At 62.5% G+C, this 19,707-nt stretch carries 20 protein-coding genes; 15 read left to right on the top strand and 5 right to left on the bottom strand.

Annotation, left to right across the window (positions count from 1 at the left end):
* Nucleotides 1-12: 12 nt before the first annotated feature.
* Complete coding sequence (locus NKH16_RS31985) at nt 13-561, top strand: histidine phosphatase family protein (RefSeq protein ID WP_352539693.1); 549 nt, start codon at nt 13-15, stop codon at nt 559-561.
* A 202-nt stretch (nt 562-763) separates the two neighbouring features.
* On the opposite strand, the gene NKH16_RS31980 is transcribed toward NKH16_RS31985, so the two are convergent.
* Together NKH16_RS31980 and NKH16_RS31975 are read right to left on the bottom strand one after the other, a co-directional pair.
* Complete coding sequence (locus NKH16_RS31980; protein WP_352749018.1) at nt 764-1,924, bottom strand: epoxide hydrolase family protein; 1,161 nt, start codon at nt 1,922-1,924, stop codon at nt 764-766.
* 504 nt (nt 1,925-2,428) lie between these two features.
* Nucleotides 2,429-2,683, bottom strand: a complete 255-nt coding sequence (locus NKH16_RS31975; protein ID WP_352539690.1) for a hypothetical protein — start codon at nt 2,681-2,683, stop codon at nt 2,429-2,431.
* 217 nt (nt 2,684-2,900) lie between these two features.
* On the opposite strand from NKH16_RS31975, the gene NKH16_RS31970 reads away from it, so the two are divergent.
* The 5 genes from NKH16_RS31970 to NKH16_RS31950 all read left to right on the top strand — a co-directional run bounded on the left by NKH16_RS31970 (nt 2,901) and on the right by NKH16_RS31950 (nt 7,837).
* A complete protein-coding gene (locus NKH16_RS31970) occupies nt 2,901-3,185 on the top strand; it encodes an acyl carrier protein (protein ID WP_023676462.1) in 285 nt (94 codons plus the stop codon).
* Between the two features lie 39 nt (nt 3,186-3,224).
* Nucleotides 3,225-4,412: a beta-ketoacyl-ACP synthase gene (locus NKH16_RS31965; protein WP_352749008.1), complete on the top strand. Its 1,188-nt coding sequence runs from the start codon at nt 3,225-3,227 to the stop codon at nt 4,410-4,412.
* Nucleotides 4,413-4,487: 75 nt separating this feature from the next.
* Entirely contained in the window at nt 4,488-5,777 is a 1,290-nt protein-coding gene (locus NKH16_RS31960) for a beta-ketoacyl-ACP synthase (protein ID WP_352749006.1), read from the top strand.
* Nucleotides 5,778-5,813: 36 nt separating this feature from the next.
* Nucleotides 5,814-6,842 carry a zinc-binding dehydrogenase gene (locus NKH16_RS31955; RefSeq protein WP_352749005.1) on the top strand — a complete coding sequence of 343 codons (1,029 nt, stop codon included), beginning with the start codon at nt 5,814-5,816 and terminating at the stop codon, nt 6,840-6,842.
* Between the two features lie 2 nt (nt 6,843-6,844).
* On the top strand, nt 6,845-7,837 hold the full coding sequence (locus NKH16_RS31950) for a lipid A biosynthesis lauroyl acyltransferase (RefSeq protein WP_352451977.1): 993 nt from the start codon (nt 6,845-6,847) through the stop codon (nt 7,835-7,837).
* A gap of 143 nt (nt 7,838-7,980) precedes the next feature.
* On the opposite strand, the gene NKH16_RS31945 is transcribed toward NKH16_RS31950, so the two are convergent.
* Nucleotides 7,981-8,409: a L,D-transpeptidase gene (locus NKH16_RS31945; protein WP_023676467.1), complete on the bottom strand. Its 429-nt coding sequence runs from the start codon at nt 8,407-8,409 to the stop codon at nt 7,981-7,983.
* Between the two features lie 222 nt (nt 8,410-8,631).
* Between NKH16_RS31945 and NKH16_RS31940 the strand changes: the two genes are divergently transcribed.
* The 6 genes from NKH16_RS31940 (at nt 8,632) to NKH16_RS31915 (ending at nt 16,101) form a co-directional block, all read left to right on the top strand.
* A complete protein-coding gene (locus NKH16_RS31940; RefSeq protein WP_352749003.1) occupies nt 8,632-9,921 on the top strand; it encodes an acetylornithine deacetylase/succinyl-diaminopimelate desuccinylase family protein in 1,290 nt (429 codons plus the stop codon).
* Between the two features lie 131 nt (nt 9,922-10,052).
* The gene (locus tag NKH16_RS31935) at nt 10,053-11,531 is read left to right on the top strand and encodes an ABC transporter substrate-binding protein (RefSeq protein ID WP_352749001.1); all 1,479 of its coding nucleotides are present in this window, start codon (nt 10,053-10,055) and stop codon (nt 11,529-11,531) included.
* Between the two features lie 236 nt (nt 11,532-11,767).
* Complete coding sequence (locus NKH16_RS31930) at nt 11,768-12,715, top strand: ABC transporter permease (protein ID WP_352749000.1); 948 nt, start codon at nt 11,768-11,770, stop codon at nt 12,713-12,715.
* The gene (locus NKH16_RS31925) at nt 12,712-13,581 is read left to right on the top strand and encodes an ABC transporter permease (protein ID WP_352903475.1); all 870 of its coding nucleotides are present in this window, start codon (nt 12,712-12,714) and stop codon (nt 13,579-13,581) included. Before NKH16_RS31930 ends, NKH16_RS31925 begins: the two co-directional genes overlap by 4 nt.
* Entirely contained in the window at nt 13,578-15,197 is a 1,620-nt protein-coding gene (locus tag NKH16_RS31920) for an ABC transporter ATP-binding protein (RefSeq protein ID WP_352744786.1), read from the top strand. Before NKH16_RS31925 ends, NKH16_RS31920 begins: the two co-directional genes overlap by 4 nt.
* A gap of 151 nt (nt 15,198-15,348) precedes the next feature.
* Complete coding sequence (locus NKH16_RS31915) at nt 15,349-16,101, top strand: CPBP family intramembrane glutamic endopeptidase (RefSeq protein ID WP_352748997.1); 753 nt, start codon at nt 15,349-15,351, stop codon at nt 16,099-16,101.
* Between the two features lie 685 nt (nt 16,102-16,786).
* Here the strand turns inward: NKH16_RS31915 and NKH16_RS35125 are convergent.
* Complete coding sequence (locus NKH16_RS35125) at nt 16,787-17,218, bottom strand: hypothetical protein (protein WP_502900859.1); 432 nt, start codon at nt 17,216-17,218, stop codon at nt 16,787-16,789.
* A gap of 144 nt (nt 17,219-17,362) precedes the next feature.
* On the bottom strand, nt 17,363-17,794 hold the full coding sequence (locus NKH16_RS31905; protein WP_352709524.1) for a TerB family tellurite resistance protein: 432 nt from the start codon (nt 17,792-17,794) through the stop codon (nt 17,363-17,365).
* Between the two features lie 154 nt (nt 17,795-17,948).
* Here NKH16_RS31905 and NKH16_RS31900 point away from each other — a divergent pair, with 154 nt between their 5' ends.
* The 3 genes from NKH16_RS31900 to NKH16_RS31890 all read left to right on the top strand — a co-directional run bounded on the left by NKH16_RS31900 (nt 17,949) and on the right by NKH16_RS31890 (nt 19,550).
* The gene (locus NKH16_RS31900; RefSeq protein WP_023676480.1) at nt 17,949-18,119 is read left to right on the top strand and encodes a hypothetical protein; all 171 of its coding nucleotides are present in this window, start codon (nt 17,949-17,951) and stop codon (nt 18,117-18,119) included.
* Nucleotides 18,120-18,230: 111 nt separating this feature from the next.
* The gene (locus NKH16_RS31895; protein WP_352748995.1) at nt 18,231-19,058 is read left to right on the top strand and encodes a helix-turn-helix domain-containing protein; all 828 of its coding nucleotides are present in this window, start codon (nt 18,231-18,233) and stop codon (nt 19,056-19,058) included.
* A 72-nt stretch (nt 19,059-19,130) separates the two neighbouring features.
* The gene (locus NKH16_RS31890; protein WP_352748993.1) at nt 19,131-19,550 is read left to right on the top strand and encodes a VOC family protein; all 420 of its coding nucleotides are present in this window, start codon (nt 19,131-19,133) and stop codon (nt 19,548-19,550) included.
* Nucleotides 19,551-19,707 lie beyond the last annotated feature (157 nt).

The following is a 19,707-nucleotide window of genomic DNA, read 5'->3' as shown; positions in this document are numbered from 1 at the left end:
AAAGGATGTCCGATGCTTCGATTTGTGCTGGCGCTGCTGTTGCTTGCCGTTTCCGCCACAGCCCATGCGACGGAAGCCGGCTGGGCGCTGCTGCGCGACGGCGGGCATGTGGTCCTGCTCCGCCATGCCATGGTCACCGGCACCACCGATGCGGCCAATTTCGACCTCGGCAAATGTGCAACCCAGGTCAATCTCTCGGAGCGCGGCAAGCAGCAGGCACGCAAGATCGGCGCGCTGTTTGGCGCCCGCGCGGCACCGGTCGAGCGCGTGCTGTCCAGCCGCTATTGCCGCTGCCTCGAGACCGCCCGCATCGCTTTCGAAAGCGAGCCGGAGCCGTTCGCACCGCTTGACCTGCTGAAGACCGACGAAAAGGAGAAGGCCGCCCAGATCGCTGCGATCGTAGCCGAAATCCGCGGCTATTCCGGCTCCGACAATCTGGTCATGGTCACGCATCTCGAAAACATCAAGGAATTGACCGGCATCTCGCCGCGCGAAGGCGAAGCCGTGGTCGTCGCGCCGCAGGGCGACGGCCTGCGGGTACTCGGCCGCGTTACCTTCTGACCGGGCCGGAGCCGGTTGAAGTGAAAATCTAGCGCTTGGAACCTTAAGCGGAATACCGGTTCCGACCCGCGATGAGGTCTTGGTCGAGTCCAAGGTCGACATTGACCTTAGTCAGGAGCAACGAGCGCTTTTAACGAAGGCGAATGCGATGCTACCGTCTCATCAGGACTTCCGAGCCGTGACAACGGGCAGGTTTTCGTCCTTACTTTGCCGGCCGGAGCCTCAGCGGCCGAAAAAAGGCCCGGATGTCCTCGACCAGGAGTTCGGGTTGCTCAATCGCCGCGAAATGTCCGCCTTTCGGCATGTCGGTCCAGCGCTCGACACGGAAGACTCGCTCGACCCAGGAGCGAGGTGGCATAGGAAGCTCTCGAGGGAAGACTGCAACGCCGAGGGGCGGTGTTATTCGCTCCCTTGGCCCAAAGATCAGGGGGCAGAGCCGGTTCTCTTTGTAAATCCGGAGTGAGGCCTCGATCGTGTTACCGAACCAGTAGAGCGAGATGTCGGTAAGCAGCGTGTCTAGAGGGATGGCGCGTTCGAGTTCGCCTTCGCAGTCGCTCCAACTGCGGAACTTCTCGGCAATCCATGCGGCTAGCCCGATTGGGGAATCTGTCAGTGCAAAGGCTAGCGTCTGGGGCTTGGTCCCCTGCAGAAAAGCGTAGGCGCCCTCCGTTGCGGCGAAATTCGCCGCACTGTCGAGGAATGCCTTCTCCTCCGGCGTGACAGGTGGGTCGTCGCGACCGAGGTTCGGGCGGAAACTGCCTGGAATGTAATTCAGGTGCAATCCGATAAGGTCGTCCGGGTAAAGCCGAGCGAGCCAGGACGAGACGCCTGCGCCGATGTCGCCACCTTGTGCGGCGAAGCGATCATATCCCAATTCGCGCATCAGCGCCCGCCACAGCTTCGCGACACGCTTTGAGCTAACGCCGGCCTGATGCGGCGGGGACGAGAAGCCGAAACCCGGAAGCGACGGTGCGACGACATCGAAGGCGTCCTCGGCATCCCCGCCGTATTTGGCAGGATCCGTGAGCAGCGGAATGACGTGCTCGAACTCGGCGAAGGAGCCGGGCCAGCCATGAGTGAGGATCAACGGCAAGGGTGCTGACCCCTTTCCTTTCTGATGAACGAAATGGATGTCGCACCCGTCTATCGTGACCCTAAACTGAGGCAACAGGTTCAGACGTTTTTCGTGATCGCGCCACCTGAAATCGTATTCCCAGTAACGTGAAAGCTTTCTGAGGAAATCAACGTCAGTACCGTCGTCCCACCCGTATGCGAAGATCGACGACGGCCATCTTGTCGATTGGATACGACGCTGTAGGTACTCGATCTGTTCATCCGGGATGTGGATGTGGAAGGAATGCATGGCCACGGGTGTTGCTCCGATCAGCGGCGAAGAATTGTCCCATCATCAAGGCACAGAACGCAGGAAACCTCACTGAGCGACCGCTTTGTCCGCTACTTGCTCGTTCCCATCTACGAGACGAAGGTAACATTCCACCCTTAGTGGCAATTCGTTTAAGTTACCTGGCGTCAGATTTTCACCGCTACCAGCCAAGCGTCGACACGGAGCTTCCATCCCTCGATCATGTCCGCGAACGCGTCCTCTGTAAGTTCGGACAGATAGGATGCTCCTGCCGGGCTCCAAGGCCGTGAACGCATAGGTAATCGACGCCTCCGTGCCTCCGTTAGTGGTCGGTCGGCAGGCCACCTCGACAAATCCGAAACGCGAATCCGGCGTAACGCGAACATAGCGGATGCGATGCGCCAGCCGTCCACCCAAGGGTCTCTCCGATCGGCGTGAACAGCGGAAAGACGCGGTCGATCGGCCCCGAAAGCACGATGCTGTGGCTGCGCGCAAGATGGCTCGTCATCCGCCCTCCCCGCCGGTTTCCGCCAGACCGTGGCTGTCCGCTGCGGCAAGCTCCATTTCGTAGATGCGCTTCAATTGGCCGATTGTTTCCAGTGTCGCCGCGGAGAACGGCGTCCGGCCTTCGAAAGCATGCAGCACGATGCCCTCGATGAGGTCACCCAGGCTCACGTCGCGATGCTCAGCCAAGGCCTTGAGCACCTTCACCAATCGTTTTTCCAGGCGCACCCCGGTCTGCACGCGTTCTATGGTCATAGATCTTTTGTACCATGGTACATTGGTACACCCAATGATCAAAGATGGGACGGTTTCGGCATATCGCCGGGAGGGGTTGCCAGCGACCCCTATTGCTCTGGCAGAACAGCAATCCCATCTGCGCGCGGCGTATCAGGCCTTTTCCTGCCCGGAAAAACCGATTAGACAGCCCAAAACACATGCGGACAGATTCCGCCCGCAATCGAAGGAAAAGCCCTTGTCCACCACGTTCGACAAAGTCGCCAAGATCATCGCCGACACCAGCGAGATCGACATCGAGACGATCACGCCCGAAAGCCACACCATCGACGATCTCGGCATCGACAGCCTCGACTTCCTCGACATCGTCTTTGCCATCGACAAGGAATTCGGCATCAAGGTGCCGTTGGAAAAGTGGACGCAAGAGGTCAATGACGGCAAGGCCTCGACCGACGACTATTTCGTCATGAAGAACCTGTGCGCCAAGATCGACGCGCTCGTCGCCGCCAAGAACGCCATCTAAGCACAGCGCTTGACGCGCCCTCACCCACAACAGCCGCCCATGAACCCCCGCGACGTCGTCATATCAGGCATCGGCCTTGTCTCGTCACTGGGCGAGGGTCCGGATGCGCATTGGCAAAAGCTCGTCCAGCCGCGCCTTGAACCGGTTCTGGAGGCCTCGCGCTTCTCGCCCTATACGGTCCACCCGCTGCCGGAGATCGACTGGAACCTGCAGATCGCCAAGCGTGGCGACCAGCGGCAGATGGAGACCTGGCAGAGGCTCGGCACCTATGCGGCCGGCCTTGCGCTCGACGATGCCGGCATCAAGGGCAATGACGAACTCTGCGCGACCATGGACATGGTGGTGGCCGCCGGCGGCGGCGAGCGCGACGAGGCGGTCGACGCGGCCATTCTCGCGGCATCGGAAAGCCGCAATGACCGCGACGTGCTGCTCAACGAGAAGCTGACCACGGAATTGCGCCCGACGCTGTTTCTGGCACAGCTTTCCAACCTGCTCGCCGGCAACATCTCGATCGTCCACAAGGTGACGGGGTCGTCGCGCACCTTCATGGGCGAGGAAGGTGCCGGCGTTGCCGCTGTCGAGACCGCGGCCGCGCGCATCCGCTCCGGCCAGTCGACGCATATACTGGTCGGCGGCGCTTTCCAGACCGAACATTCCGACATGCTGCTCGGCTATGAACTGGCCGGCTACCTGCATCGCGGTCCGTGGCGGCCGGTCTGGCAGAGGCAAGGCGCCGAAGGCGGCGGCGTGGTGACCGGATCCGGCGGCGCGTTTCTCGTCCTGGAGCAGCGCGAGCATGCGGAAAGCCGTGGCCGGAAGATCTATGCGGAACTCGGCCCGGTCCTGTCCGGCCGCGCCAGGCGCCGGCGGGGCGAACTCGACGGCGAGATCGCCGTGCTGCTGAAGCAAGCCGCATTGCCGAATGGCGAGCTGCTCGCGATCTCCGGCGCTTCGGGCGCCCATGCCGCGACCGCCGCCGAGAAATCGGCGCTCGAGGCCAATCCGGCGATCGCCGCACGCGGCTTTTCGACGCTGACCGGTCACATGAAGGAAGCGCAGTTCCCCTTTGCCGTGGCGCTGGCGGCGCTGGCTGTCGACCGCAAGGCCGCCTACCCCGTGTTCGACGCCACAGTCGAAAAACCGTTTGCCGGTGTCCCGAAGACCGTCCTTGCAACGGCGATCGGCTATCACCAATTCGAGGGCATGGCGCTGATCAAAGCCGCCTAGAGCATCGGACCGAAAAGTGTGGCGCGGTTTTCGGGCGATCCGACGCTCCAAGAGAAACAGGTTTTTGGACAACAAATGGCCAATCTGAACGACCACATGGGCAGGCCCATCGTCGCCGTCACCGGCATCGGCGTGGTGACGTCGCTCGGTGTCGGCAAAGCCGACAATTGGGCGGCACTTACCTCAGGCAAGTCCGGCATCCATCCGATCACCCGCTTCCCGGTCGATCATCTCAACACCCGCATCTCCGGCATGGTCGATTTCCTGCCGTCGAGTTCCAAGGGCGCCAGTCTCCTCACCTATGAGCTTGCCGAAACCGCCGCCCAGGAAGCGATGTCGGAGGCCGGCCTCGATGCCGGCGATTTCGGCGGACCGCTGTTCCTCGCTTCGCCGCCGGTCGAGCTCGACTGGAGCGAGCGCTTTTCGCTCTACAATTTCGACACGCCCAATAATTCAGACAGGCACGACACCGGTGCCGAGAGGCTGCTGCGGGTAGCGCGCGGCCTCAGGGAACTCGACATCTTCGAGACCACCCAGTTCGGCTCGATTGCCGACCGGCTTGCCGACCGTTTCGGCACGCGCGGCCTGCCGATTACGCTGTCGACCGCGTGCGCTTCGGGCGCCACGGCGATCCAGCTCGGCGTCGAGGCGATCCGCCGCGGCGAATGCGACAGGGCGCTGTCGATCGGCGCCGACGGCTCGGCGACCGCCGAGGCGCTGATCCGCTTCTCGCTTCTGTCCGCGCTCTCGACCCATAACGACATCCCCGAAAAGGCTTCAAAACCCTTCTCCAAGGACCGCGACGGCTTCGTGCTGGCCGAAGGCTCGGGCGCCCTTGTGCTGGAATCGCTGCAGGCAGCACTTGCCCGCGGCGCCACCATTCTCGGCATATTGCGCGGCTGCGGCGAAAAGGCCGACGACTTCCATCGCACGCGCTCCAAGCCGGATGGTTCGCCGGCGATCGCGGCGGTGCGCGCCGCCCTTGCCGATGCCGGCTTGAGTGAGAACGGGATCGATTATGTCAACGCCCATGGCACCTCGACGCCCGAAAACGACAAGATGGAGCATTTGTCGCTGTCGACGGTGTTCGGCGAGCGGATCTCGTCAATGCCGGTCTCGTCGAATAAGTCGATGATCGGCCACACCCTATCGGCTGCCGGTGCCGTCGAGGCCGCATTTTCGCTGATGACGATGCGCGAAAGCGTCATTCCGCCGACCATCAACTACGACAATCCCGACCCGGCAATCGTGCTCGACGTGGTGCCGAACACCAAGCGCAACGCCGAGGTCGGCACGGTCCTGTCGAACTCCTTCGGCTTCGGCGGCCAGAACACCTGCCTTGTCATGGCGCGGGAACCGGTCTAAGCGACCTTTTTCAGCCAGACTGAACCGACAGGCACCATGCGCGCATTGCAACTTATCGAGGACCGCCGCCTTGAAACGGTGGACCTGCCGCCCCCGCCGCAACCTGCGCTCGGCGAGGTGACGCTGCGCATCAAGGCCGTGGCGCTGAACCACATCGACGTCTGGGGCTGGCGCGGCATGGCTTTTGCCAAGCGCAAGCTGCCGCTGGTCGTCGGCGCCGAGGCTTCCGGCGAGGTCGAGGCGGTCGGCCCCGGCGTTTCCAGCCTTGTGCCCGGGCAATTGGTGTCGATCTATGGCGCCCGCACCTGCGGTCTTTGCCGCGCCTGCCGCGAAGGCCGCGACAATCTCTGCGAGCATGTTTCGGGCGTGCACGGCTTCCATCTCGACGGCTTTGCGCAGGAAAAGATCAACCTGCCGGCGCGCCTTCTGGTCCCAGCTCCGCCCGGCGTGAGCGAAATCGGCGCGGCGGTGGCGCCTGTCACCTTCGGCACGGTCGAGCACATGCTGTTCGACAATGCCCGGCTGCAGCCCGGCGAGACGATACTGGTCCATGCCGGCGGCTCCGGCATCGGCTCCGCCGCGATTCAGCTGGCCAAGAAGATGGGCTGCACGGTCATCACCACCGTCGGCTCGAACGACAAGATCGACAAGGCCAAGGCGCTCGGCGCCGACCACGTCATCAATTACCGCGACGACCGCTTCGAAGGCGTCGTGCGCAAGCTGACCAAGAAGAAGGGCGTCGACGTGGTGTTCGAGCATGTCGGGACCGACACCTTTGCCGCCTCGATGCTGTGCCTCAAACGCGGCGGTCGGCTGGTCACCTGCGGCTCGACCTCCGGCGTGTCGACGCAGATCAATTTGATGCAGTTGTTCCAACAGCAGCTGAAGCTGCTCGGCTCGTTCGGCTGCCGCATGGAAAACATGGCCGACGCCATGCAGAAGATGGCGGCGGGCCTTGTCGCGCCGGTGATCGACACCGAGGTCGGTTTGGACGGCATCGATGCGGCGCTGAAACGCATGGAAGGCCGCGACGTCTTCGGCAAGATCATCCTGCGCGTCGGCTGAGAATGATCGGCAACGCCTTCAGGAAGATCCGCAGGGACCTGGGATTCCGCTATGGCAGGCGGCTTCGCCAGTTCAACTACTGGCTGGTCGCGCGGGTCGCGATGTTCATCATCTCCGCGCTGCGCCTGCTGCCGCCCGACAGCGCGCTCAATTTCGCCGACCGCGCTGCCCGCCGCATCGGCCCCTGGGTAGCGCGCCATCAGGTCGCCGTCGACAATCTGCGCAAGGCCTATCCGGAAAAGAGCGATGCCGAGATCGAGGCGATCGCTTCCGACATGTGGGGCAACATGGCCCGCCTGGCCGCCGAATACATCTTTCTCGATGCTTTGTTCGACTACGATCCCGCTGCGACGAAGCCGGGCCGTGTCGAGGTCAAGGGCGTGGAGCATTTCGTGCGCATTGCCGGCGAGGACAAGCCGCATATCGTCTTCACTGGGCATCTCGGGAATTTCGAGCTGCTGCCAGTGGCGGCGGCGACCTTCGGCATGAACATCACGGCGCTGTTTCGCCCGCCCAACAACCCTTACCTCGCCGACTACATCCTCTCGACCCGCCGCTCGAGCATGGGATCGCTGCTGCCGTCTTCGACCGGTGCCTCGTTCGCACTTGCGGCCATCCTCGAGAAAGGCGGCAATATCGGCGTGCTGGTCGACCAGAAATTCACGGGCGGGCTCGAGACGACATTCTTCGGCCGCCCCTGCGAGAGCAACCGCGTTCTCGGCACCCTGGCGCGGCACTACGATTGCGATGTCTACCCGGCGCGCTGCGTGCGCCTGCCGAACAACCGTTTCCGGCTCGAGATCGAGGACAAGCTCACCTTGCCGCGCACCGCCGGCGGCAGTGTCGACGTCCGCGCCACCACCCAGCTTCTCAACGACGTGGTCGAGCGCTGGGTGCGCGAAGACCCCGGCCAGTGGATGTGGTTCCACAAGCGCTGGGAGATCAGCGGCCGCAAAAAGCGTCGGCCGGCGACAGTGCGCGACAAAGCCGCCTGAGCGGAACGATCTTTTTGGGCACCGGCCCTATTTTGTTCTTGCTTTGTGCCGGCAGCTATGCTACTAATTTCGGTATGGTGCTATTTGGCCCCGACGAACCCGCCGCTCCGGCGGGTTTTTTATTGCGGGCCGAGGAGCAGGCCCTAATTCGTCACGAGGATCCGCGTATTGCCGAAGCCGGCTTTGCGCACCATCGAATAGAACGCGGCGGCGTTGCTGGGGTGGAGGCGCACACAGCCATGCGATGCCGGGCGCCCCAATTGCCGGATCGCGCCGGTGCCGTGGATAGCATAGCCGCCGCGGAAGAACACCGAATAGGGCATCGGCGACATGTCGTATTTGCGCGAATACCACATCCGGGCCGTCCGCTGGGGCCGGTAACTGCCGCGCGGCGTGATGTAGCCTTTGCGGGCGGTGGAAACGCTCCACCGGTAATACGAAAGCCCGTATCTTACCGTCATTGTCTGTGAGGATATGTCGATGTTCGCGACCAGACTGGCCGCCCGGCTCTCGAACGACGAACCGAACAGCATCGCCATCAATGCCGCTGCCATGAGAACAGTGTTTTTCATGCAATCAAACCCCTTTGATGCCCCTTGCCTGCCTGCCCTCGCGCTGTTCTCCAGCGTTTTGATGGCAAGCCAGCGAGCTAACACCCACTCCCTGACGATTTCACCAATCCAAAGCAGCGAATTTGAACGATTTCCCGCGATAGTTGCCGTAACGACACGCAATCGCCTCGCAATTCGCCATCGGGCTTGCAAAACCCCCTCATCCGCTGCTCAATTCGCCGAATGAACGAACCGAACGAACGGCTCCTCAAGGCTATCGATGACCGAGCCGATGATCTGGTTGCACTGACTGCGGATCTGATCCGCTTTCCAACCATCAATCCGCCCGGCGAAGCCTATCGGCCATGTGCCGAATTTATCGGCGCGCGGCTGAAGAAGCGCGGTTTTGAGATCGAATTCATCCGTGCCGAGGGCACGCCCGCCGACACTGACCGTTACCCGCGCGTCAACGTCGTCGCCCGTTTCGATGGCCGGGCGCCGGGTGCTTGCGTGCACTTCAATTCGCACATCGACGTGGTCGAGCCCGGCGACGGCTGGACCCTCGATCCGTTCGCCGGCATCGTCAGGGATGGCAAGGTCTATGGCCGCGGCGCTTGCGACATGAAAGGCGGGCTTGCCGCCTCGATCATCGCCGCTGAAGCCTTCATGGAGGTCTTTCCCGATTTTCCCGGCGCCATCGAGATTTCGGGGACGGTCGACGAGGAGTCCGGCGGCTTTGGCGGCGTCGCGCATCTGGCCAAGCTCGGCTATTTCTCCAGACCGAAGGTCGACCACGTCATCATTCCCGAGCCGCTCAACAAGGATCGCATCTGCCTTGGCCATCGCGGCGTCTGGTGGGCGGAGGTCGAGACCAAGGGCGAGATCGCGCACGGCTCGATGCCGTTCCTCGGCGACAATGCGGTGCGCCATATGGGCGCCGTGCTGCGGGCCTTCGAGGACGAATTGTTTCCGGCGCTCGACCGCAAGATGACGCGCATGCCGGTCGTGCCCGAAGGCGCAAAACGCTCGACCATGAACATCAACTCGATCCATGGCGGCCAGACGGAGGATTTCCGGCCCGGCCTGCCCTCGCCCAACGTGCCCGATTCCTGCCGGCTGACCATCGACCGCCGCTTCCTGCTCGAAGAGGATCTCGCTGCGGTCAAGAGCGAGGTGACCGATATCCTGGAACGGCTGAAGCGCGAGCGCAAAAAGTTCGATTACGAAATCCGCGATCTGATGGAGGTGCTGCCGCTGATGACCGAGCGCGATGCGCCGGTGGTTAAGGCGGTCGCGCAAGGCATTATGGAGATATTCGACCGCGAACCGGATTACGTGATTTCGCCCGGCACCTATGACCAGAAGCACATCGCCCGCATCGGCCACATCTATGACTGCATCGCCTATGGCCCGGGCATCCTCGATCTCGCCCACCGGCCCGATGAATGGGTCGGCATTGCCGACATGCTGGACTCGGCGAAGGTGATGGCCATCGGCCTCGGCGTTCTGCTGAGGGGCGCCGGCCCGCTATGATCCGGCCATGGGCGGAAAAACATTCCTCCCGGCGTCGGCGGACGGTACGAAACGCAATTTACTCGGCGGCAAATTCACGCTTCTATCCGCCGGGTTTTGAGCACGTGTTTTAGCATATGGGGAGTTGCACGATGAAATTGTGGAAAACCATTCTGGCCGCTGCGGCGCTGGCGTTGGCCGCCGGAACCTCGGCGATGGCCGCGCGCACCGACCTGGTCATCGGCATTACGCTCGAACCCCCTCATCTCGATCCGACGGCGGGCGCCGCGGCGGCAATCGACGAGGTACTCTATGCCAATGTCTTCGAGGGCCTGACCCGCATCGGCCCGAACGGCGAGGTGCTGCCCGATCTCGCCGAAAGCTGGAGCATTTCCGACGACGCCAAGGTCTACACTTTCAAGCTGCATACAGGCGTGAAATTCCATGACGGCAGCGACTTCGATGCCGACGACGTGAAATTCTCGCTCGATCGTGCCCGCGCCGACAATTCCGTCAACGCGCAAAAGAGCCTGTTCGCCGCCATCGACAAGGTCGAGGTCGTCGATCCCACGACGGTGAATGTCACGCTGAAGAACCCGCAAGGCTCGTTCCTCTACAATATGGGCTGGGGCGACGCGGTTATCGTCGCGCCTGAGACAGCCGACACCAACAAGGAAAAACCGATCGGCACCGGCCCGTTCAAATTCCAGAACTGGGCCAAGGGCTCGTCGATCACGCTGGTCAAGTCGGACAATTACTGGGGCGCCCCGGTGTTCCTCGACAAGGCCGAGTTCCGCATCATTCCGGATGCCGCCGCCGCCGTTCCGGCGCTGCTTTCCGGCGACGTCCAGGCCTTTCCGTTCTTCGACCCCGACAGCGTCGCCCAGGTCAAGGACGACCCGCGCTTCAAGGTGGTGATCGGCTCGACCGAGGGTGAAACCATCCTGTCGATCAACAACAAGAAGCCGCCCTTCGACAAGCTGCAGGTCAGGCAGGCGATTTCCTTTGCGCTCGATCGCAAGGCGATCATCGACGGCGCCTCGGCCGGCCTCGGCGTGCCGATCGGCTCGCACATGTCACCCGCCAGCAAGGCCTATGTCGACCTCACCGGCCTCTACCCGCACAATGTGGAGAAAGCCAAGGAGTTGCTGAAGGAAGCCGGCCTGGAGAATGGCTTCAAGGCGACGCTGAAGCTGCCGCCGCCCTCCTATGCGCGGCTTGGCGGCGAGATCATCGCCTCCGAGCTTCGCGAAATCGGCATCGATCTCGAGATCATCCCGGTCGAATGGGCGCAGTGGCTGGACCAGGTCTTCACCAAGAAGGATTACGACCTGACCATCGTTTCCCACACCGAGCCCAATGACATCGATATCTATTCGCGCAAGGACTATTACTTCAACTACGACAATCCGGCCTTCGACAAGATCATCGACGAGCTGAACCTTACCTCCGACGAGGCCAAGCGCATGACGCTGCTCGGCGAGGCGCAGAAGGTCCTGGCCGATGACGCCGTGGTCGGCTTCCTCTACGAATTGCCGAAGGTCGGCGTCTGGGACGCCAAACTGCAGGGCCTATGGGAAAACGCCCCGATCCAGGCCAACGACCTGACCAAGGTGAAGTGGACGGATTGATCGCTGACAGAAAGGCGAAAGTTGCACTCCGTCACACCCCCCTCTGTCCTGCCGGACATCTCCCCCTCAAGGGGGGAGATTGAGCCCTCACCGCCGCTTTCGCTAACCACTAGCGTTGCAAGGACAGTGCCGGCGTGGAAACTGCCAATCTCCCCCCTTGAGGGGGAGATGTCCGGCAGGACAGAGGGGGGTGGGCGGGAACGCAAGCTTCGCCCAGTGCTTGCATCAGGCGGCTCATGACCGCCTATCTCCTCAAGCGCCTCGCCATCGCCATCGTCACGCTGGTTCTGGCCTCGATGGTGGTCTTTGCCATGCTGGAGATCATTCCCGGCGACCCGGCGCGGCTGATGCTCGGCCTGAACGCCAGCGCCGACCAGATCGAATTGCTGCGCAACCAGATGGGTCTCAACGCTCCCGTCGTGCTGCGCTATCTGCATTGGGCCGGCGGCTTGCTGAGCCTCGATTTCGGCCGTTCCTACACCTATTCGGTGCCGGTCATCGATCTGGTCCGTGAGCGTCTCGTCGTCTCGCTGCCGCTGGCGCTGATGGCGCTGGCGCTGTCCACAGTCATTGCCATTCCGGTCGGACTGTTTTCCGCCAGCCGACGCGGCCGCGCCGGCGACACGATCGCGATGGGCGCCGCCCAGCTTGGCGTCGCCGTGCCCAATTTCTGGTTTGCGCTGATGCTGATCTATCTGTTCGCCGTCTGGCTGCGGCTGGTGCCGGGCGGCGGCTTTCCCGGCTGGGGCGCCGGCGTCTGGCCGGCATTGAAATCGCTGCTCCTGCCGGCAATCGCCCTCGCTCTGCCGCAGGCGGCGATCCTCGCCCGGGTCACCCGCTCGGCACTGATCGAAGTGCTGAACGAGGACTACATCCGCACCGCCCGCGCCAAGGGCCTGCCCTATCGCCTTGTCTTGTGGCGGCATGCGCTGCGCAACGCCATGATCCCGGTGGTCACCATTTTAGGCCTGCAATTCGCCTTCCTGCTTGCCGGCACCATCATTATCGAAAACGTCTTCTATTTGCCCGGCCTCGGGCGGCTGGTGTTCCAGGCGATCAACCAGCGTGACCTGATCGTGGTCGAGAGCGTCGTCATGCTGCTGGTCGCCGCGGTCATCGTCGTCAATTTCGTTGTCGATCTCTCCTATGCGGTGGTCGATCCGCGCCTGAGAGGCCGGCAATGACGCTGCACATCGACATCCCCGACGAGAACCTTGCCGGCATCCTGGCCAAGGCGTTTCGAAACCGTTCGTTCCTCGCCGGCTTCGTCATCACCGCACTGGTGGCGGCGGTCGCGATCGTCTCCTTCTTGTGGACGCCTTACGACGTCACCAGGCTGGTCATTTCCGACAAGACCCAGGCGCCATCGTTGGCGCACTGGTTCGGCACCGACCATTTCGGTCGCGACATCCTGTCGATGATCATGGTCGGCGCCCGCAACTCGATTGCCGTGGCGCTGGTGGCGGTCGGCATCGGCATGGGCGTCGGCGTGCCGCGCGGCGCCGTTGCCGCGGCGCGCGGCGGCACCGCCGACGACGTGCTGATGCGGCTGAACGACCTGGTCTTCGCCTTTCCGGCGCTGCTTTCGGCAATCATGATCACCGCCATCTTCGGGCCGGGCGCGTTCAACGCCATCATTGCCATCGGCATCTTCAACATCCCGGTGTTCGCGCGCGTCGCCCGCGCCGGTGCCCTGGCGATCTGGCCGCGCGAATTCATCCTCGCCGCCCGTGCCGCCGGCAAGAGCAGGACGCTGATCAGCATCGAACATGTGCTACCCAACATCGCCACGCTGCTGCTGGTGCAAGGCACCATCCAGTTCGCGCTGGGCATACTGGCCGAAGCCGGGCTTTCCTATGTCGGGCTGGGCACGCAGCCACCGATGCCGAGTTGGGGCCGCATGCTGTTCGACGCCCAGACCCGCATGGTGGTGGCGCCATGGATGGCGATCTTTCCCGGCATGGCGATCGTCGTCACCGTGCTTGGCCTGAACCTGCTTGGTGACGGCATTGCCGACATTCTCGATCCGAAATCGCGGCGGCAGCGATGAGCCTGCTCGAAATCGAGAAGCTGTCGCTGGCCATCGGCGGCACGCCCATCCTCAGGGACATCGAGCTGTCCGTCGCGCCCGGCGAAGTCATGGGGCTGGTCGGCGAATCCGGCTCCGGCAAGTCGATGACGGCGCTCACCGTGATGCAGCTCTTGCCCTGGGCGGCACGCGCCACCGGACGCGTTACCTTCGACGGCATTGATATTCTGGCGGCGAGCGAGGATCAGATGTGCGCACTGCGCGGCGACGACATCGGCATGGTGTTCCAGGAGCCGATGACGGCGCTCAACCCGGTCAAGACCATCGGCGAGCAGGTCGCCGAGGGTATTCGCTGGCACACCAGGACGAGCCGCGCTGACGCCGAGCAACGGGCGCGAAAAATGCTCGACCGGGTCGGCTTGCCGGCGGCGCAGTTCCCGCTGTCGCGTTATCCGCATGAGCTGTCCGGAGGCCAGCGCCAGCGCGTCGTCATCGCCATCGCCTGTGCGCTGAAGCCCAAGCTGCTGATCGCCGACGAACCGACGACCGCGCTCGACGTGGTGCTGCAGGCGCAGATCCTCGACCTGCTGCGCGACCTCGTTGCGGAAAACCGCATGGGGCTGCTGCTTATCTCGCACGACCTCGCCGTGGTGACCGAGATGGCGGACCGCATCACCATCCTGCGCCATGGCGAGGTGATGGAGGCCGGCGACACGGCGCGCATTCTGTCCGGACAGCTTCATCCCTATACGCGCCAGCTGGCGCAGGCCTCGATGCATGTGCCCGCGCGGGCTAGGCACAGCGTCGGCCAAGGAAAACCTCTGGTTGAGGTAGAGAGCGTGACGCGCGACTATCCGGCACGGCGCATATCGCTGCTCAAGCGAGGGGCTCCCATCCGCGCCGTCGACGATGTTTCTTTCTCGATGGCGCCCGGCCAGTCGATGGCGCTCGTCGGGCGTTCCGGCTGTGGCAAGTCGACGCTTGCTCGCATGGTCCTGGCACTGGACAAGCCAACGGCCGGTACGATCCGCTTCCGCGGCGATAACCTCACCGGCAAGAGCGAGGCGGAGCTGAAGCCGGCACGGCGCGACATGCAGGTCGTGTTCCAGGACCCGTATGGTTCGTTCGACCCACGCCAGAAGGTCGAGAGATTGGTGGCCGAGCCGCTGCATGTGCTGGAGAAGAAGCCGGCGCCCGCCGCGCGGCGCGAGATGGTGGCGTATGCGCTGCACGAGGTCGGCCTCTCACCAGGCGACATGGACAAGTATCCGCATGAGTTTTCGGGCGGCCAGCGCCAGCGCCTGTCGATCGCCCGCGCCATCATCACCCGGCCGAAGCTGGTCGTCGCCGACGAGCCGGTCTCGGCGCTCGACGTCTCGATCCGCGCGCAGATTCTTGATCTGTTCGCCGAGCTCAACCAAAAACTCGGCATCGCCTATCTGTTCATCACCCATGATCTGACCGTCGCCCGCGCCATCACCGACGAGGTGATGGTCATGCATGATGGCAAGATCGTCGAGCGCGGCAGGACGAACGAAGTGCTCGACCACCCGCAGTCCGAGGCGGCCAAGGCGCTGGTCACTGCTGCTCCCGATTTGCACCGGGCGATCGCGAAACGGCTGCACGAACAGGGGTAAGCGGCCGGTTCGCAAAGCGAGTTCATCGTGCCGGTGGCACGATGAAAGGCCAGCGAACGCCGCGACGCTGCGGAGCAGCGGGGACCCGGCTGTGTCGCTTCGTGGCACGGCTTAACCTTATTCGTTCGGCACACGGGCGGGAGAATGGCCATTGACAGCAAACGGTTATGAAAGGCGCGACGGGCCGGAGCCTGATCGGGTTCCTCCGCTGGGCCTGGGCGGCTCCGCTGCTCTGTTCGGCGCAGGTGCTCTGCTGCTGTTCCTGACAACGCGGGTAGCCGTCCCGGCGTTCGTCTCCGCCACCGGGGCAGAGCCTGTGGTGATGTGGTTCCTGGCCGCAAGCATCGTCCTTTTTGGCCCCCTGCTTCTCACGGCTGCCCTGCTGTTATATCGGGAACGGCGTTCAGGAAGGCCGGGGTCGTTGGGCGCGCGGCTATGGCTTCGCCCGATGAATGGCGGCGACTGGCTCTGGGCTGTTGGAGGGCTGGCGGCCGTCGGCGTGTTGACCGGCGGCATCGGCGCCGCGCTCCGGATGCTGCAAGACGGGAAGAATTTTAATCCCTCGTTCATGGCTTTCGAGCCGCTCGGTCCCGGCCGATACTGGATTCTCGGCGCGTGGCTTCCGTTTTTTGTGCTGAACATCGTTGGGGAAGAGTTTGTCTGGCGGGGTTTCGCGCTGCCGCGGCAAGAGATTGCCTTCGGCAGGCGGGCTTGGCTGGTCAATGGGATCCCGTGGTTGCTGTTCCACGCTGCCTTCCCCTGGCAAGTCCTGTTGACCCTTGTGCCGATCACGTTGCTGCTGCCCTATGTCGTCCAGCGGCGTCGCAGCACATGGGCCGGGATGGTTATCCACGCCGGGTTCGGAGCGATGGGCTTCCTGGTCCTGGCGTTCGGGCTTGCATGAATGCCGCACGAAGTGAAGGGCTTGACGCAGAGCGGAGCAAAGCTGCCTGACCAAGGAAACGACGAATCTGAGAATGATGAACGCGACAAACCCGAGTGCGGCAAGTCCAGGGTATCCGAATGGGTATAACGTCTATTCAAGTCCTACTAGACAATCTCTGAACCCTTACACCGGGGGCCACTTTTGGAACTCCCGGGGGGGACGAGTTCAAGGGAACATCCATTCGCACATATTCCAAACTGAACGCGAGAAAGTAAACGCCATATGAATCACCTAAAGGAAAATCTAATTGGAAAAGAACTTCGTTCAATTAAGTACGAAAACGGCAGTATCATAATATTCCTTGATAGAGAGACGCCACTATTATAGTGAATACGAAAATTTCGTGCTCTATACTTGCTTACATGCAGTCTATTAATATTATAGATGTTGTCATAGACTCCGGTTTGGTTTCAATTATATTCTCATACGGATCTGAGATCTGCATATCAAGATTAATTGAGCGCGGAATTTCTCCAGAGAGCTTTGTCTATAATGGAAAGGATAACGCAATCATAGTAGATAATTCTATAGAAGAAGGGGGTTAACCAATTGACGCTGACGGCGTCGACCTTGTGGATAATCTAACTTAAACCAAACGTTGCCGACCGGCAACCGGCTTTCTGGGACGGATCCCGACCTCGGCTCATGGTCCTACGTCTATGACGGCGCCAACCGGCTGGCCAGCCAGACCGATGCCCGCGGCACCGTCACCAGCCTGGCCTACGACCAGATGGACCGGCTGACCTTGAAGACGGCAACGGCGTCCGGCGGCAGCGCGGTGACGCTGACCCAAAACACCTACGATCAGGCGGCGGCGGGCTTCTACAACATCGGCCAGCTCACCACCTCCACCAACCCTGCCGCCACGCAGGTCGCCAAATATGACGGCTTCGGCAAGATTGCCCGCCAGGACGTCACCATCGGCACGCTGACCCACACCACGACCAGCGTGCGCGATGCCTCCGGCCAGACGCTGCGCACGCAATACCTGCCGGTGCAGCTCGACTTCGGCACGGCGGCCGCCCCGCTGCAATATACCGCCGCCAACAAAGCTGCTCTCGGCTTCAGGCTTCATTACCTCGACGATCTACGAAGCCGATGGCCAAACCAAGTCGATCACCTATGCGAACGGGGTCACGACAAGCTTCATCTATTCGCCGACCCGCCGCTGGCTGAACCGCGTCACCACGGCCAAGTGCGCCACAATCCTGCCGATGCCTCAGCCTTGCGGCTTGACCAAATCGGCCGGGCCGATGTCGAGCAGGTCGAGCGTGCGGCGCAACAGCTGCATCTCGCTCCCGGCAAGTTGCGAATCGGCCTTGGCGATCTCGGCCATGTGGCGGGCGAGCAGCTTGCGCCGTTCGACGTCGAGGTCGTGGAATTGGGCGACGGCCTGCGAGCTGTTGGTCTCGTAGCCGAATTCGTTGAGATATTCGATGACGCTGTCGATGCTGGTTTCGGGAATGCCGAAGGCGTCCCGGCAGATACGCCTGAAGGCGGTCATTTCGCTTTCGCTGACCGAACCGTCGGCCAGGATCATACGGAACAGCATCAGCAATTCCGCCGACAGCACCGGATCGTCCGCGACCTTGCGCACGCCGGGGTCGCCGTCGAAGATCGAGCGTATCTGGTCCAGCAATCCCATCGCCATCAGCCCCTTCCGATTCGTCGGGAAGGTAGCGCGGAATCGGATTTGCGCAAACGGGGTGCGAATGATGGAAAAGCCGCCTGCGTGCGCTCATTGGTGTGTGACCGCGCGCCTGATACTATGCCGCTGTACGAATCATGTTGAGGAGGGACCGAACATGAATCTCAGTGCGCCTACCCAGCTTATTTTCATTATATCCCTTGTCATCGCCATCATCGGCGTTCTCGCCGCGCTTGGCGTTCTTGCGTTTATCCCTTTGAATGCCGCGTGGATTGTCGTCATCGCCTACATCGTGCTGGCCGCCGGCTGCCTGATGCGCGGCGCCTAAACACGTCCAGACAATTCAGAATCTCAGGCAACTCGGAGCGCCCGGCCAAAAGCCGGGCGCTTTTGATTCCGACGGATGGTCTGTTAAAGTCGCGTGGCGGAAGGAAAGCGCATGCCCGACAGCGAAGACCGCAGCCGCCACGAAAGCCCAGGCCTCGATCGGTTCGAGATGGTGCGGCGCGCGCCGAGCCATCGGTTTCAGGGCGTCGTCACCGACATGTGCGGCTTTCGCGAAACCATGCCAGGCCATTTCCGCGCCATCGAATATGCCTCGCTGACCGTGCCGCTGGTCATCAGCTTTGCCGAACCCTTTGCCATCGGGCTCGGCCATGACCCGGGCGACAATGACCGCTTCGCCAGTTTTGCCGCCGGCCTTTATGCCGGGCCGGTAGTGATCGAATCCTTCGGCGGCGCCTGCTGTGTGCAGATCAATTTCAGCCCGCTCGGCGCTCGTCGCTTCTTCGGCCGCCCGATGAGCGAACTGACCGACCGCATGGTCGGCCTGGATGACGTGCTCGGCGTCGAAGGCATCGCGCTTCGCGAAAGGCTTGGCAATGCGCCGGATTGGAGCTCACGCTTTGCCATCGCCGAAGCCTTCGTCGGTGATCGGTTGGCAACCGCAGACCGCACTCAGGCCGAAATGGTCTGGGCCTATGAGACGATCGTCTCGACGCGTGGGCGGACCCACATCTCGACGCTGGCCGAAAAGCTTGGCTGGAGCCGCAAGCATCTTACCGGAAAATTTTCGGACGCTATCGGCACCGGCCCAAAAACGCTGTCGCGCATCGTCCGCTTCAACCATGCGCTTGGCCTGTCGAGACAGGCCAACAGCGCTTGGGCCGACATCGCCGCCGACTGCGGCTATGCCGACCAGGCGCATCTGGTACGCGAGTTTCGCGACCTGGCAGGCGTCGCGCCGACGGCGCTTGCCGCGAGGTAACATTTCTTCAAGACGCGCAACCGGCCTTCGCCCAGACTGGGTTGATCGACAACCCGTTGAAGGAGATCTGCCATGCCGAACAACACCGAACCACCGCGGATTTACCCGGCGCTGCGCTACAGAAATGCCGGCAACATGATCGACTGGCTGTGCGAGGCCTTCGGCTTCAGCATCCGCGCCCGCCATGGCGAAGGCGACGTGGTGCACCACGCCGAACTCGCATTCGGCTCTTCGATCATCATGCTCGGCACGGCGCGCGACGATGCCTATGGCAAGATGGTCGGCGCGCCCGGGTCGGGCGGCGGCAAGTCGATCTATGTCGCGGTCGCTGACGCCGACGCGGTATACGCGCGGGCAAAAACCGCCGGCGCCGAGATTCTGGAAGAGCTCACCGACCGCGACTATGGCAGCCGCGAATTCATCTGCCGCGATCCGGAAGGCAATGTCTGGTCGTTCGGCACCTACTGGCCGAAGGCTGACGAGAAAGCATGAACTGGTAGCGCTGCACATTCGGGATTGGCCGAAGCCTCCCAATTTCGTCATCCCTGGGCGGAGCAGGAGCGAAGCTCCGTCGCGGAGACCCTGGGATCCATATGTGGACGGCGCCCTGCCTGCAACGGTTGTTTTGCGTCGTTTTCGATCGCTTGCG

The organism is Mesorhizobium sp. M1307 (assembly GCF_040318155.1).
Classification (GTDB): domain Bacteria; phylum Pseudomonadota; class Alphaproteobacteria; order Rhizobiales; family Rhizobiaceae; genus Mesorhizobium.
The sequence above is the reverse complement of the archived record's forward strand: the minus strand, read 5'-3'. Positions and strand labels throughout refer to the sequence as shown.